Genomic DNA, 13,153 nt, shown 5'->3' with positions numbered 1-13,153 from the left:
TTAACCGTGGTATGCAACGGTGGTTGAAGCAGAAACTTAAATCGTGAGGTTTAGGAATCGCCGCACTTTTAGGGCGGCGAGGATGTCAAAAAGGTTATCTGCGTCCGCTGATTGCAAGCGTTATGCAGCAGCCCAATATCTATCCCTCTTTTGTCACTCTCGGAGACGGCGATCCCCCAACACTTGATGAAATGGTTATTCCAGCGATTTGACCTCAAAATAGATTTCTTAATAGATCTGGTAGGTTGGGTTGAACGAAGTGAAAGCCAACAACCTCGGAAACAAGATTAAATCTGGTAGGATAGGGAGCAGAGAGATTTTCTGTTATTGTCGTGAGCGAAACCGTCTATATTGAAACCAGTGTTATTGGCTATCTAGCCGTTAGACCAAGCAACAACTTGATCTTCATGGCAAATTTGGAAATAACCAGAAGATGGTGGGAAACTCGCCGTAGTCAATTTGCCCTTTACATCTCGCAAGTTGTCTTAGATGAAGCGGGACAGGGCGATACGGAAATGGCAAGCAAGAGACTAGAGATTCTGCAAAATCTTTCTGTGCTTGAGCTTACTGACACTATAGAAGACTTGGGAATGCAATTCCTCACTAGAAGTAATCTTCCCGCCAAGGCCTCTGATGATGCTATTCACATTGCCGCAGCCACCGTTCATGGATTAGATTACTTGCTAACATGGAACTGTAAACATATTGCTAACGCTCAAATCCAAAAAAAGCTTAGGGAAATCTGCCGTGATTTTGGCTATAAATTGCCGACCATTTGTACACCTTATGAATTAATGGGAGAGTAAATTGTATGTGGGAAGATGAAATTCTTGAAGAATTGCACAGAATAAGAGAAGAGCATGCTAAATCTTTTAATTATGATTTCAAAGCGATATTTGCCGACTGGCAGAAAAGACAAGCTACGAGTGGCAGAAAATTAGTATCACTGCAACATCAAAAACAGTCTAACAAGGCTTTGGAGCCGATTCCCCAAGAATGATGTGTTTAAACAAAGGAAATCGGTAGCGGCTCAACTTGACCGTTAGGCAGCGAACCCCTACAACTTAGAGAAACTGCCCCCTCAGCCTATAAACATTGCACTTTAAAGGATATCACAAATAGGGTACTGATTAGGGTTGTTCCTAGGCGGGCTAATAGTTTAAACATAATTAGGGTCTGCTGAAAAAGTTTTTCGGTGGGGGTAGGAGTCAGGAGTCAGGAGTCAGGAGTCAGGAGTTTCAGGCTTTGTTGCCCTATCCTATTTTCTTGCACTAACATCGGACTTTAACAGGTCAAAAGCTTTATTTTAAAAGGGTTTTACCATTATTCAGCAGACCCTAATTATTTCAAGATAGAACCGAAACTGCTATATTAAGACAGAGGCAATTAGTAAAAAAACTTAATTTAGGGACTATGGACATAGCGATCGCATTGATTTGGACATTGGGAATTATCTTAGGGTTGATGACCCTTTTGTTTATCTTACGGATCGTTTTAACCTGGAATCCACAGGTAGATTTAAATAGCTTTCCCTTTAATATTATTGCTTGGCCAACGGAACCTTTTTTAATCCCCGTGCGTCAACTCATACCACCCTTGGGAGGAGTTGATATTTCTCCGATTATCTGGGTGGGAATTTGTACGCTGCTGCGGGAAATTCTTCTCGGTCAACAGGGTTTAATTACCATGGCCTTAAAATAATTATTTAGGCGACTAGAATATGCTGACATAATTTATGTTCTAACTCTCGTTCCTCTTTTTCTAGGGTAATAATCGCCTTTTTGATAATAGTTTTAACACCCATACCTTGGTCGTATTGTTTTAACCATTGTTGTGCAGTGTTACCTTCGCGGAGGATTTTTTGTAGGGGGGAGAGGAAACAACTAAAACCCTTTTCTTTAGCGGTAGGATAAACTTGAACATAGAGGTCTTTAATCCAATCCCTAGCTAAGATTTCCCGGCCATCGTACCAATGTCTTAGGGTGGCATCAAGACTAAAACGCGCGGCAGCCTGTTCGTTTTCTTGAGTTAAAGTTAATAAATCCTCGCCGCGATTGCTGCTGGGTAATTGACTTAAAATTAAAGGGTCTAATTGGGGATCGTGTAAAAGTTGAATTAAACGGGCCTCTAAAAAAGCCATAACTGCTAATAAACTAATAGGATTAGCAATCAGGTCACAAATTCGCAATTCTAGACGATTGAGATTATAGGGACGATTGCTACCGTTAGGACGTACTGAGACCCAGAGATGACGAACATTCTGCATCGTACCGATTTTTAATTGTTCCTCGGTCCAAGTGACAAAATGTTTATGACTTTCAAAGAGGGGAACATAAGCGGGAGTTTGGGGGAAAACTTGCCAACGACGGGAATGGGAACCAGTGATTTTACCATCGAGAAAAGGAGAGGAAGCACTTAAAGCCAAGTATAAAGGAGCTTCTAGGCGAATTAAGCGACAGGCACGCATTAAATCCTCATAATCGCTAATACCGACGTTAATATGAATACTGGCCGTGACTACATTAGTGCCGTAGGTCTGTTCAATATAGTCATGATAGGGATTTTGAGGGTCACTGCGATAAAAATGTTGACTATCGCCCAAGGAGAGGGTACTGCCAGGGATTAGGGTATAATCGCCTAAACGACGCAAATATGGCCGTAGAGCGAGACGAGGTTTTAAAGTAGCGCATAAAAGACGGTCATAGTTAGTCATGGGAGCCGTGGTATATTCTACGTTACGACTATCCGGTTCCCGGACAAAACCATCTAAATCCTTGACAATGCGATCGGATAAACCGATAATTTCTCCGGCTGCTGTTCCGGTGTACATTTCTACTTCAAAACCTTTACTTAGGAGCATCGTCAATCCACCTTGCTGTGTCTATTTTGTAGTGTGACATTATTTGGACTGTAAATGACGTTCGATCAGCAGAATCGCCACTATATCATCAATGGGGCGATCGGGAAGACGCATACCTTGGGGGATGAGTTTCTGTAATCCTTTGGGGGGGAACATTTGCCAATAGCGATCGCGCGCTTCTAGGGTACTATTGCGTTCATCCACTAGAGTAATCGGGATAGTGACACGAGCGGCAATTTTTTGGTGCCAACTTTTCGAGGTGGTTTGATTCCCCATCACCAGTAATTCGATCGGATATTGTTGACAGAGACTGGCTAAACGCTCGATCGCTTGTGACGATGCTATCACCTCATGGGTATAAATTTTCCCCGTCGATGATCTGACTGCGATCCCACATTTATCCTTACCCGGATCAAAACCCAGAATACACATAGTTTTTATCTCCTGCAGCAGTGGTCGGTTTTATTAAATCATTAAATTAGGGGGTCGGGTGTTGGGTTTTGGGGTTTTAGCAGGGTAAGCGCATCTTAACCATCCTTGACAAAATTAACTTTATGTGAGTTGCTTACCCACGATTCAGGCATATTTGAGGAGAATTTGCCATCTCAATTGTTAAGCAAAAATCGACCAAATGGGTCGAGTTCGTAACTAGGGTACTTGAGTCAACGTGAAAAAACTGTCCTAACTTTACAGCTTGTTTTTCTGTTATTATTTGTTTGCCAATAAGAATATCAGAAACTATTGTTTTTGAACCTAGTATATCTGATAAATCTTTTTCTTGTAAGTTGTTAGCTTCCATGAGTTCCCAAAGTATTGAATGGGGTTCTGATTCTTCAATGGGATAATTCTCTTGTTCGTATTTTTCGATTAAAGTCAAGAGTAAATTTAACAAAGTGGTTTCTTATAGACTGCGATTTTCTCGATGAGATAAGGCCGCAGCTAGGGTAATAGCCTGTTCGTTTTCTGCATCGGTTTCTCTTACTTTTGGTAGATACTCAGCTAGTAACCTTCCGTAGGTATCACGGTTCAAAGTAAGGGTCATTTTTCCACTCATATTTCTGCTTCCCAAAACGAAAAGATAACTGCTGTATTTAAATTTTTACAGTTTATTTAAAATAAATCAAGAGATTTAACCCCGGAATCGTGCGCGAAAGAGTCCAGAGGAGGAGAGTGATATAAAAGATACCGATACCCCATTGATACCAAACTAAAAAAGAAATGATAGGGGGTAATTCTTGATCGCGAACTCGCCAATCATTAAAGCCTAATTTTAGCAAATTATTGAGACTTAAATCGTAATAATTTAACCAATTCCAACGCTTTTGCCAAGGAATAGGAGTATAACGATCGCGAAAGAGGGGAAATTCAGGAACCACGGGTAAACGGGTGATTAATAAGCGTAATTGTCGCATACTACCATCTTGCAGGAAATAGGAACTATCCATTAAATCGTGATAGCGTCCCCGACGATAAAGTTCGATAATTAAAATTAGGGGTAAGGGGACAAGAATTAGGGCAATGGCTGTTAAAGTTAGTAGGGGACGACTGGCAGATTGCAGGATATTAAACACACCTGAAAGGGTGAGAATACTATAGCTAGTTACCATACAAAGAATTTCATAACGATTAGGAATTACCGGTTTAGGAGTGAGACGACGCACGCGATCAATTAACCAAAATAAACAGCCAAAATAGGCAAAAATTATGATTCCTGTACCGAAAACTAAACTAAAATTTGTACCATCTTGACTTAAGAGTAATAGTAAAGCAAGGAAAGAAGTATGCAGAAAATCAGCTAACCAAGTGAGGTTAATTAGGCGAATAATTGAGATATTATTCAGTTTTTGTTTTAACTGTTGAAATCGCAATTTTTCGGTTTTGTATTCAATTTGATTGGCATCGGCAATTTGTTCTAGGGAGCGGAAATTACGAACTAAATTTCTTAAAACTGTTTCATTTCCTGTTAAGGTTGGTAAATAAATTGCTTGACCAATTACTCCTCTATCTCCTAGTATTTTCGCTTTATCGGAATCAAAAGCTAATCCCGATACACTCAAATAACTATTTTTAGTAAAAGTGGAATTACTAAAATCTACCTGATCTAAAAGTTTCAGATCTTGAAAACTAACCACACCATTAAAATAACTAGATCGGAAAGCACCCGATTTTTCAAGAGTGGCATTTCTAAAGGTTAATAAACTTAAAAATCTACTCTTAGAAAATAGCGGACGATCTCGCCATTGACTTTGGGAAAAATTGGCTTCTTTTTCCCAGAAAGTACGGGTAAAATCTGCGGTTTTATCGTATTTAGTTTGATCAAAATAAGCTTCGGCAGTAAAATGACTGCGATGGAAGTTGGTAATACTTTTAAAATGTGCCGTGCGAAAGATAGCTTTATTTAAAAATTGACTTTGACTAAAATTTACATCTCCCATAAAAGTGGCTTTGGTAAATTTCGCTACCCTAGCAAAACGAGATTCTACCCAATTACTTTCACGACTAAATTTTGCTTCCATTGCTTCGACAATTTGCAGAAAAAAAGTCTTAGAAAAGTCCACTTCTCCCATAAATACGGTTCCGGACAACTTCACAGGTCCGCGAAATACTGTGACATTAAAAACCGGTTCATCGCTATCGAATAAAAAATTTTCGTCCTGTTGTAATAACTGTTCTTCCGTGGGTGATAATAAGGTAGCGAGAGCTACTTTTGTTAAAGGAGTCGGTAAACCCAGACGGGAAGCGATAAAATTGCCTTGAATTAAGGAATTACTAAAATCTAAACCTAGGGGTTGTTTAGCGCGATTAATTTGACCTTGAATCTGTTGATAAAATTGTTCCTGGAGTTCCTTATTTTCATCGCGGATATCGATAACTAAATTGGCTAAATCAATGGTAGTCATCCCTTCTTTAAGGACGGGTGCGCTTAAACGTTCCTGCAATAAAGTTACTGTTAAAGGAACTCTATCCACTACTGCCAAACTAGGGAGAGAATGTACACAGAAAAACAGAAAAACAATGATTAGTAACCAGCAGCCTTTCAACAACGCACCCACGACAGTTATTTTCCTAAACAAGCTTGGATAGCCATTTCTAAATCCGCTTGGTTTAAATCGGTGATAACAAAGACTTCCTGCACACTTTTTCCTGTCCTCGCAATCACCTTAAAACCACCAAGAATTGGCACTGATATCCGCAATTGTAACCGCGGACAATGACCTTTTGAGCGAGAAAGTACCCCCGGGGTGACAGTGGTGATTCCTTGATAGGTAATTAACTTTTCTAATACCGCAATCAACCCCGGAATATGAGTAGAATGATTCCAAACTAAGCGACCATTATTCATAATTATGCGGCCTCTAGAGGAGCCATAGTTAATCCTTCCCGTCGCAATTGTTGGTGATAAAGTTCCGCTTGTTCTTGGGGACCTGTCCAGACAATTGCTTGTCCTTGGTAGTGAACTTGATTAGTTAATTCCCAAGCTCGATCGGTAGTCATATCTGGGATATATTTAATTAAACAATTGGCCACATGATCGAAGGTGTTAAAGTCATCGTTGAGAACAATAACTTTATAGTTGGGATAAGTCTTTTTGACAACTTGGGTGGACTTATCTAAGGTGGTACTGGGTGCGCTGGCCATAAAAGTTACAATAGGTCAAGGTTTTTGCAATTAAATTCGAGCATTTTGACAACAATTAAGCGGCAAAAGCCACAGAATTATTATTCAAAACCCGGTGATAGTAATTTAATAATTGTTTGCTGGCCGCTTGCCATGCCCATTTTTCCGCTTCTAGACGCGCATTTCGTCGTAATTCCTCTCTTTCTGCCTTGGCGGTTAGTAATCTTTGGGTGGCAGTAATTAAACCCTTCTCATCCCTAGGATCGAAGAGATGACCATTAACTCCATCGGTGACAATATCGGGAATTCCCCCCGAATTTGCCGCCACCACCGGACAACCGGCAGCCATGGATTCTAAAAGTACCAAACCGAGGGTTTCTGTGCGTGAGGGAAAAAGAAAAGCATCTGCGGAAGCAAAAGCGGAGGCTAATTCTAACCCCTGTAAATAACCGACAAAATGGGTATTTGTGTCGGCAAAATGACTTGTTAAAGCTTCCCGATGGGGACCATCTCCCACAATGGCAAATCTTGCTTCGGGAATCGCTTCTAATACTGGTTTAATGCGATCGATTTCTTTTTCGGCCGAGACTCGACCAACATATAATAAGAGAGGACTATCGGGGTTATTTTGGGATAATTTCAGTCTCATAGCCGGGGATTTTAAATGAGGTTGAAATAATTCCGTATCGACTCCCCTTTGCCAAAGCTCTACCTTTTCAATGCCACGACTAGATAATTCTTGCACCATAGCAGTGGAAGTACAGAGATTTAAACTTGCTTGATTGTGGGCCAATTTTAATAATTCCCAGAGTAATCCTTCTAGGGAACCTAACCCGTAGTGTTGTAGGTATTGGGGGAGATGGGTATGATAGGAAGCGACGAGGGGAATGTTCATAGTTTTGGCAAAATAAATGCCTCCCACCCCTAAAATAGCGGGGTTAACCACATGAATAATATCGGGTTTGAACCTCTCTAAAGCTTGACCGACTGAAGGCCGGGGAAAAGCCATTTTTAATTCCGGATATAGGGGTAGGGGAATCCCTGTAACTCCATGAATCTTAGCACCTTTGTACTCTTTTAAACCGCCATCGGGAGAGAAAACTAATACCTGATGACCTAATCTTTGTAGGTGGTCAACGGTATGTTTAAGACGGGTGACAATTCCATCGATTTTCGGTAAGAAAGTTTCTGTAAAAAGAGCAATTCGCATAGAGAAAACAAGATTAAGTAATAATTAAGGACACCTGAAGGCAATTAACTCCCCAATTAATCATAGATCAGAAAGGCCAAAGGTTTTAATCACTCGATCGCTACCTTCGATAACCACCGTCGCTCGATAATTATCGCCGATTTCTCCTGTCCATAATTGCCATTCCCCCGCCACATTGTCTAATTTTAAGGGATTGAGGCCTACTTCCACTCGATCGAGTCCCCCGCTAATTCCCGTTCCCAGTGCCTTTAAATAAGCCTCTTTTGCCGTCCATAACTGAAAAAATAGCTTTTCCTTCTCGGCGGACTTTTCAACAAGCTCATGTTCCCTAGCACAAAAAAACCTTTTTGTCAAGCTATTTAAATCTTTCATGGCCCGCATTTTCTCTAAATCTACCCCGATGCGACTGGTTAAAGTCAAGCCACAGATTGCCATCTCTTCGGAATGGGAGAGATTAAACTGTAATTGGTAGTTAATACTCGGTTTTCCCCGTTCACTGTAGATAAACTCGATTTTTTCGGGACTTATCGCCAAATATGACCCTAAAATCTCCCTTAAACATCCCCTACCCACCAAAAAACGCCGCTTGTGTTCGGGAAAATGGTAACGATTAGCTCTAATTATTTCATCTTCCGAGAGCAAAGAAGCCAGTTTTTCTAGTCTGTCCCCAGAGGGATCGAGACTGATAAAATAGAGATGAACCTCATCGGTAGATATAAACATTAAACTCAGAAGCGTTCAAATAATTAATTATCGGTAAATTTTACCGTAAAATGAGAATTGCCGACTCAAGAATTTATCCACCTTCTAACTCTTGACTTTGCAGCACACCTATGAACTTTTTTCATACTGAAGATCACCTCCAACAGTTCGGTACAGATATTTTAGAAACAACTTGGCGAGAATTTCCCCAATTAGCTCAAGAACAAATTGCCCTAACTTGGATAGTATATGATCCTCCCGTTATCGTCAACACGGGGGGAGCAATTTCCCACGAAGAATTCTGGAAATATTCCCCCCGCGGATTTAGCTATCGCGGACAAGAAAGAACCTATCCTGCTAGTTTAGTGAAATTATTTTATCTAGTAGCAATTCATGAGTGGTTAGAAGGGGTAATGATTGCCGAAAGCACCGAATTAAATCGCGCCATTCGTGACATGATTGTTGACTCTAGTAATGATGCTACCAGTTTAGTTGTAGATCTGGTTACAGGAACCACTAGCGGTCCAGAAATTGCCGCCGGTCCCTTTGAAACTTGGAAGCAACAACGCAACATAGTTAATCGTTATTTTCAATCCCTAAATTGGCCAGAATTAGCGACAATTAACGTTAATCAAAAAACTTGGTCTGATGGTCCCTATGGACGTGAACGCACTTTTTTAGGGGAATTAATGGAGAATCGCAATATGTTAACTAGCAATGCAGTGGCGCGTTTAATTCATACTATTGTCGGGGGGATTGCTGTTTCTTCCCAACGTTCCCAGATGATGATGTCTTTACTAAAACGTAGTCTTAATCCTGCTGATTGGACAAGTCAAGGAGATGATACACAAATCTTAGGATTTCTCGGACAAGGATTACCAGAAAATAGTCAAATTTGGTCAAAAGCTGGTTGGACAAGTCAAGTGCGTCACGATGCAGCCTATATTGAAATTCCCCATCATACTCCCTATCTCTTGGTGGTATTTACCGAGGGAAAAGATAACAGTCAAAATCGCTCAATTTTACCTTTTATTTCCCAGAAAGTAGCCGAGAAAATTATGCAGATTAATTAATTGAAGCTGTCAGTAGGATGCTTTTTAGGTAAACATCCTACTGCAATAAACCCGTAAATTGACTGATATTCATCTCAATATGTAGCTTTTCTGGGATAGATGGGGTTCGTTCTTGCAGCTGAAATACCCGATTAAGTAAGGATTTAGTCTGTGCTTCACCTTGACGAGAAGGGCTGTCATCATTTAAACTAACAATAAGTTGTTCTTAAGTATTTCCTCAAATGTGTGACTTTCAATCCTAGCCATTGTCATAACGAAAGGGAAGTGGAGAGTAAATTAATCGTCCAGTATTTACTCCCCAAACTAGGCTACAATGCCGAACATTGGTATCAACAAGTTAGCTTCGGTAAAGTACGCTTAGATTTCCTTGTTTCCGCTCAAAAACCTATCAACAAAAAGCAGTTTTTCCCCTCTCACTGTCTAATTATCGAGGCTAAAAACCCCAGAGAAAAGCTGATTAATCATCGTCACCGTTTAGGTTATTATCTCAACTACTTTAAAGTGCAGTGGGGATTATTAACCAATGGTGATGAGATTCTACTTTATCAAAGGAAACCCGATAAAATTTATTTAGTTTTTAGATGTTCTGGGTTAGAAATTGCCTCTCACTTAGAACAGTTAAAATCTCTGATTGGCTACGAAACCTTATCTTTAGGTATTCAACCGCTCAATTCTCCAACAATCAACAACAGAAATCCCATGAAAACCATCGCAATTTATCATCATAAAGGTGGTGTTGGTAAAACCACCGTCGCTACCAATCTAGCGGCAGCTTTGAGTAAAAAAGGCAAGCGAGTATTATTGATTGATATTGATGCTCAAGCTAATAGTACCTTTGCCGTTGGTTTAATTAAGTTTCAATTCGATGATGACGATGATTTAAAAGATAAAAATGTCTTTCATTTACTCAATGATGGAGACATAACTTTTGTGCCAAGTATTGTTAGGAAATCTCAGGGATTTAACCATCCAGAAATTGATGTAATTCCCGCTCATATTAGCTTAATTGAAAAACAAACTACCCTAACCAGATACGGAACTTCTAACACAAGATTATCGAAAAAATTAGATAAAATTAGAGATAATTATGACTTTGTTATTATTGACACACCGCCATCCTTAGATTTTTATGCTCAAGCTGGTTTAATTGCTTCCGACTATCTGATTATTCCTTCCGATCTTAAACCATTTTCTAATCAAGGTTTAAATAGTGTAAAAAACTTTATCAAGGAAGCAATTAACGAAAGTCGTGAAAATTTAGGTAAAGAACCCCTAAAAATTTTGGGTGTTTTACCCTCCAAAATTTCTACCAACGCTCAATACTTAAAACACACACTTCCTAAACAAAAACAAGTGATTCCAGACAAATATGGTTTACCCTTGATGGAATCGACTATATCGGAAAGAATGCCTTTATCTCGCTGTATAAATCAATACGTTACCGTGGGAGATTTAGAAATTCCTGCTCCCCAATCTATAATGGATTATGCGGAACATCAAGCTGATGCGGGAGTATCAGCAGCAGAATTTGAAGCCTTAGCACTGGAAGTTTTAGCTAAAATAGGAGTTAAGTAAATGTGGGATTTCTTACTAATTGATTTACAGGACGTGGTAGCTACTAAAGAGCGTTCTTATTTTCCAGAAACAGATTTACAAAACTTAGCTAATCTTATTGTAGCAATGAAGGGCTTAATTCGTCCTGTCATTCTCAAAAAAATTGGCTTTGAACGCTTCCAGATTATTGAGGGAAATTTAGAGTATTATGCCTGTTTAATTGCTAAAGAAAAAGAACTCAGCCTAGAAACTATTAACGCTTTTGTAGTTGATAAAGAAGCGGAGAATATCGCTTCACAGCAAATGCAGTTATTATGTCCAGATAAAATAATAGATAATCCTCTAGAATTGAGGATGAGTAATCTTGAAAAACGATTAGAAACCGAGTTACAAGCAATCCGAGAGGAGTACCAAAAAGAAATCAAAAGACTGGAAGAAAAAATTATTCCTCCTCCTCCTCCTTCTTATAAGTCGATTTTAGAGCTTTTGAATACCTGTGATGATAATCAGCTTAAAAAGGCGGGAATAAATAAAACAGTTACTGGAAATTTTCTAAAGGAGAAGCCCTTTGTTTCTCTAGATGATATCATTGATCGAGTAGATAAAATGGGGGCAGCAACTCTGATCAAATTAATGGATTATTTATTGACTTCTAATTGATGTTTGTGGGTGTGTTGAGCTACTTTAACACACCCTACCGATCGATGTTAGGCTCTTCGGTTTGTGTTATGCAATGGACGGGGGTTATAAGGGATGGAACCCTTATATAGAAAGGCATTTAGCGTAGAGCGAACTAATCAATTAAATCTCTTGCCAGATAAGGATTTAGTCGATTTATGCCCCCCTATCGAACCATACCAAGTAACGAAGAACCCGATGTTATAATAATGGAAGATCAGTAAAAAAGCCTGATCCGATAGCGGGCAAAGATTAACAAGAAGACGGTTGAAAAGAGAAAACTTATGACAACTACTCCAGTAATTGCTGCTTCTTTAACAATTCCCCCCCTAGAAAACGGCGATAAATTAACTCGATGGGAATTTGAACGACGTTATCAAGGGATGCCCCATCTCAAAAAAGCGGAATTAATTGAAGGAATTGTTTATATGGCATCTCCCTTGAGAATTACCCAACATGGTGAACCCCACGCGCATATTATGTTATGGTTGGGTTTTTATAAAGCTTTTACCCCCTATCTGCAATTAGGGGATAATTGTACCGTGAGATTAGATATTGATAACGAACCCCAACCGGATGCCCTATTAAGAATTGACAAGGGAGGACAATCGATAATTAGTCAAGATGATTATGTAGAAGGCGCGCCGGAATTAATTGCATAATACGCTCCCAAATCTTCCCCGGTTTATGGCTAGATAAAAACGCTTTATTAATGGGCGACTTAGGAAAAGTTTTAGTGATTTTGCAACGGGGGTTAGAAACAGCAGAACATCGAGATTTTGTCAATAAATTAACTGCCAATCACAGCTAGATTTTAAAATCAGAGAAATGTTTTCTCTCAAGCGTTCTATAATATGGGAGAAACGACTTTGCTCAAACTAATGGATTATTTATTGACTTCTAATTGATGTTTGTGGGTGTGTTAAACTACTCTAACATCTCCTACCTATCGATGTTATAATAATGGAAGATGACTAAAAACTGGTGATCTAAAAGCTGGCAAAGATTAACAAGAAGACGGGTGAAAAGAGAGAACTTATGATAACTACCCCAGTAATGGCTGCTTCTTTAACAATTCCTCCCCTAGAAAACGGCGATAAATTAACTCGATGGGAATTTGAACGACGTTATCAAGCAATGCCCCATCTCAAAAAAGCGGAATTAATTGAAGGAATTGTTTATATGGCATCTCCCCTCAGATTTGAAAGTCACGCCGAGCCTCATGCTAATATTATCGGATGGTTAGCTCTCTATAAAGCGGCGACTCCTGGTGTTAGATTGGGTGATAATGCCACCGTGAGATTAGATATTGATAACGAACCCCAACCGGATGCCCTATTAAGAATTGAAAAGGGAGGACAATCGACAATTAGTCAAGATGATTATGTAGAAGGCGCGCCGGAATTAATTGTCGAAATTGCCGCTTCTAGTGCTTCCTACGATGTGCATCAAAAATTA

General features: G+C 39.6%; 14 protein-coding genes and 2 pseudogenes. 8 read left to right on the top strand and 8 right to left on the bottom strand.

Annotated elements, in window-relative coordinates:
• Positions 1–332: 332 nt before the first annotated feature.
• From BGL89_RS17510 to BGL89_RS17500, 3 genes are all read left to right on the top strand, one after another.
• The gene (locus BGL89_RS17510; protein WP_024968812.1) at positions 333–806 is read left to right on the top strand and encodes a type II toxin-antitoxin system VapC family toxin; all 474 of its coding nucleotides are present in this window, start codon (positions 333–335) and stop codon (positions 804–806) included.
• A 5-nt stretch (positions 807–811) separates the two neighbouring features.
• Positions 812–1,000 carry a hypothetical protein gene (locus tag BGL89_RS17505; protein ID WP_024968811.1) on the top strand — a complete coding sequence of 63 codons (189 nt, stop codon included), beginning with the start codon at positions 812–814 and terminating at the stop codon, positions 998–1,000.
• A 413-nt stretch (positions 1,001–1,413) separates the two neighbouring features.
• Entirely contained in the window at positions 1,414–1,701 is a 288-nt protein-coding gene (locus tag BGL89_RS17500; protein WP_286826811.1) for a YggT family protein, read from the top strand.
• Between the two features lie 4 nt (positions 1,702–1,705).
• Here BGL89_RS17500 and gshA read toward each other — a convergent pair whose 3' ends face one another.
• The 8 genes and pseudogenes from gshA to BGL89_RS17455 form a co-directional block, all read right to left on the bottom strand.
• Positions 1,706–2,860: a glutamate--cysteine ligase gene (gene gshA, locus BGL89_RS17495; protein WP_286826810.1), complete on the bottom strand. Its 1,155-nt coding sequence runs from the start codon at positions 2,858–2,860 to the stop codon at positions 1,706–1,708.
• Between the two features lie 39 nt (positions 2,861–2,899).
• Positions 2,900–3,292 (bottom strand): pre-16S rRNA-processing nuclease YqgF, encoded by a 393-nt coding sequence (locus BGL89_RS17490; protein ID WP_052275734.1) that lies wholly within the window; start codon positions 3,290–3,292, stop codon positions 2,900–2,902.
• Positions 3,293–3,503: 211 nt separating this feature from the next.
• Positions 3,504–3,914 (bottom strand): annotated as a pseudogene (locus tag BGL89_RS21355) (helix-turn-helix domain-containing protein); the annotation flags it as partial.
• A gap of 52 nt (positions 3,915–3,966) precedes the next feature.
• On the bottom strand, positions 3,967–5,913 hold the full coding sequence (locus tag BGL89_RS17475) for a pentapeptide repeat-containing protein (RefSeq protein WP_286826807.1): 1,947 nt from the start codon (positions 5,911–5,913) through the stop codon (positions 3,967–3,969).
• A gap of 5 nt (positions 5,914–5,918) precedes the next feature.
• Positions 5,919–6,203 carry a DUF2103 domain-containing protein gene (locus tag BGL89_RS17470; RefSeq protein ID WP_286826806.1) on the bottom strand — a complete coding sequence of 95 codons (285 nt, stop codon included), beginning with the start codon at positions 6,201–6,203 and terminating at the stop codon, positions 5,919–5,921.
• Between the two features lie 2 nt (positions 6,204–6,205).
• Complete coding sequence (gene clpS / locus BGL89_RS17465; protein WP_002765336.1) at positions 6,206–6,499, bottom strand: ATP-dependent Clp protease adapter ClpS; 294 nt, start codon at positions 6,497–6,499, stop codon at positions 6,206–6,208.
• A gap of 55 nt (positions 6,500–6,554) precedes the next feature.
• On the bottom strand, positions 6,555–7,688 hold the full coding sequence (locus BGL89_RS17460) for a glycosyltransferase family 4 protein (protein WP_286826805.1): 1,134 nt from the start codon (positions 7,686–7,688) through the stop codon (positions 6,555–6,557).
• Positions 7,689–7,748: 60 nt separating this feature from the next.
• Positions 7,749–8,411, bottom strand: a complete 663-nt coding sequence (locus tag BGL89_RS17455; protein ID WP_286826804.1) for a 4'-phosphopantetheinyl transferase family protein — start codon at positions 8,409–8,411, stop codon at positions 7,749–7,751.
• Between the two features lie 110 nt (positions 8,412–8,521).
• Here BGL89_RS17455 and BGL89_RS17450 point away from each other — a divergent pair, with 110 nt between their 5' ends.
• The 5 genes and pseudogenes from BGL89_RS17450 to BGL89_RS17430 all read left to right on the top strand — a co-directional run.
• Positions 8,522–9,463, top strand: a complete 942-nt coding sequence (locus BGL89_RS17450) for a serine hydrolase (protein WP_286826803.1) — start codon at positions 8,522–8,524, stop codon at positions 9,461–9,463.
• Between the two features lie 225 nt (positions 9,464–9,688).
• Entirely contained in the window at positions 9,689–11,038 is a 1,350-nt protein-coding gene (locus BGL89_RS17445; RefSeq protein ID WP_286826802.1) for an AAA family ATPase, read from the top strand.
• A complete protein-coding gene (locus BGL89_RS17440; protein WP_286826801.1) occupies positions 11,039–11,677 on the top strand; it encodes a ParB N-terminal domain-containing protein in 639 nt (212 codons plus the stop codon).
• A 302-nt stretch (positions 11,678–11,979) separates the two neighbouring features.
• Positions 11,980–12,506 (top strand): annotated as a pseudogene (locus BGL89_RS17435) (Uma2 family endonuclease).
• Positions 12,507–12,733: 227 nt separating this feature from the next.
• A partial coding sequence (locus BGL89_RS17430; RefSeq protein WP_286826800.1) for a Uma2 family endonuclease occupies positions 12,734–13,153 on the top strand: 420 nt, incomplete at its 3' end.

It is taken from the genome of Microcystis sp. LSC13-02 (assembly GCA_002282935.1).
Classification (GTDB): Bacteria; Cyanobacteriota; Cyanobacteriia; order Cyanobacteriales; family Microcystaceae; genus Microcystis.
The sequence above is the reverse complement of the archived record's forward strand: the minus strand, read 5'-3'. Positions and strand labels throughout refer to the sequence as shown.

What these genes read in the sequence shown, in the direction of transcription:
- BGL89_RS17470 (WP_286826806.1), bottom strand. Translation starts at nt 6,203, where the DNA reads ATGAATAATGGTCGCTTAGTTTGGAATCATTCTACTCATATTCCGGGG.
- clpS (WP_002765336.1), bottom strand. Translation starts at nt 6,499, where the DNA reads ATGGCCAGCGCACCCAGTACCACCTTAGATAAGTCCACCCAAGTTGTC.
- BGL89_RS17460 (WP_286826805.1), bottom strand. Translation starts at nt 7,688, where the DNA reads ATGCGAATTGCTCTTTTTACAGAAACTTTCTTACCGAAAATCGATGGA.
- BGL89_RS17455 (WP_286826804.1), bottom strand. Translation starts at nt 8,411, where the DNA reads ATGTTTATATCTACCGATGAGGTTCATCTCTATTTTATCAGTCTCGAT.
- BGL89_RS17490 (WP_052275734.1), bottom strand. Translation starts at nt 3,292, where the DNA reads ATGTGTATTCTGGGTTTTGATCCGGGTAAGGATAAATGTGGGATCGCA.
- BGL89_RS17440 (WP_286826801.1), top strand. Translation starts at nt 11,039, where the DNA reads ATGTGGGATTTCTTACTAATTGATTTACAGGACGTGGTAGCTACTAAA.
- BGL89_RS17500 (WP_286826811.1), top strand. Translation starts at nt 1,414, where the DNA reads ATGGACATAGCGATCGCATTGATTTGGACATTGGGAATTATCTTAGGG.
- BGL89_RS17505 (WP_024968811.1), top strand. Translation starts at nt 812, where the DNA reads ATGTGGGAAGATGAAATTCTTGAAGAATTGCACAGAATAAGAGAAGAG.
- gshA (WP_286826810.1), bottom strand. Translation starts at nt 2,860, where the DNA reads ATGCTCCTAAGTAAAGGTTTTGAAGTAGAAATGTACACCGGAACAGCA.
- BGL89_RS17450 (WP_286826803.1), top strand. Translation starts at nt 8,522, where the DNA reads ATGAACTTTTTTCATACTGAAGATCACCTCCAACAGTTCGGTACAGAT.